At 76.5% G+C, this 1,260-nt stretch carries 1 protein-coding gene; it reads right to left on the bottom strand.

Going from position 1 to position 1,260, the window contains the following annotated elements; genetic code table 11:
- Positions 1 to 59: 59 nt before the first annotated feature.
- Positions 60 to 1,208, bottom strand: a complete 1,149-nt coding sequence (locus AC5LSR_RS10340) for a cysteine desulfurase family protein (RefSeq protein WP_250292017.1) — start codon at positions 1,206 to 1,208, stop codon at positions 60 to 62.
- Between the last annotated feature and the right edge of the window lie 52 nt (positions 1,209 to 1,260).

The following is a 1,260-nucleotide window of genomic DNA, read 5'->3' as shown; positions in this document are numbered from 1 at the left end:
TGTTCGGCTGTTCGGCTGTTCGGCATGGGCTGGCTTGTCCGGCGCGGGGCGGCCGCGCGTCACAGCCCGGCGGCCCCGGCCCGTTCGCGGACGCGGGCGACCGCGTCCGGCAGGACCGCGAGCAGGGCGTCGACGTCCGCGCTGTCGGACTCCCGGCCGAAGGAGACCCGGACGTTCCCCTGCGTCAACGCGCCCATCGCGGCGAGCACGTGGCTCGGGGTGAGCGTGTCGGAGGTGCAGCTGGAGCCGCTGCTGACCGCGATCCCCGCCCGGTCCAGCTCGTGCAGCAGTGACTCGCCGTCGACGTAGAGGCAGGAGAAGGTGAGCAGGTGCGGCAGCCGGCCGGCCGGGTCGGGGTCGCCGAGCACCTCGACGTCCGGTATCAGCTCGGGCAGCCGGGCCCGCAGCCGCCGCACATAGCCGGCCAGGCGCGGCCCCTCGGTGACGATCTCGTTGGTCCGGGCGTGCAGGGCCGCGGCCGTCGCGACGATCCCCGCGACGTTGGGGAAGCCGGCGACCCGGCCGCCCTCGCGCTCGTCCGCGGGCAGCGGGCTGACCCACCGGCGTCCGGTGCGCACCACCAGGATGCCCACGCCCGCCGGCCCGCCGAACTTGTGCGCGCTGGCGCTGAGCAGGTCGGCGCCCAGCGCCGTGACGTCCACCGGGATCCGGCCGAGCGACATGGCCGCGTCCACGTGCAGCGGGACGCCCGCGGCGTGCAGCACCTCCGCGGCCGCGGCCACCGGCTGGATGGTGGCGACCTCGTGGTTGGCGTGCTGCAGGCTGGCCACCGCCGTGTCCGGCGGGGGGGTGAAGCCGGCCGGGTCGACGCGGCCGAACCCGTCCACCCCGACGGTGCCGACCAGGCCGCCGGCGTGCTCGTGCCACGCGGCGGCGTGCAGGACGCAGGAGTGCTCCACCGCGCTGACCAGGATGCGGCTGCCGGCGCGGCGGCGGGCCCGGGCCGCGCCGAGCAGCGCGAGCTGGGCCGCCTGGGTGCCCGACGCGGTGAAGCTGACCTCGTCAGGCCGGGTGCCGATCACCCCGGCGACCGTCTCCCGGGCGGCGTCGAGCAGCATGCGGGCCCGCCGGGCGTCGCGGTACAGCCGGGCCGGGTCGGCCCACCCCTCGTCGATCGCGGCCAGCAGGGCCGCCCGGGCCGTCGGATGCAGAACGGCCGTAGAAGCATGATCGAGATAGGCCGGCACGCCTCCCACGGTATGCCGAGTGTCGAGGTCGCCGAGGCGTGTCATTGCCCGT

It is taken from the genome of Protofrankia sp. CiP1_Cm_nod4 (assembly GCF_982290645.1).
The sequence above is the reverse complement of the archived record's forward strand: the minus strand, read 5'-3'. Positions and strand labels throughout refer to the sequence as shown.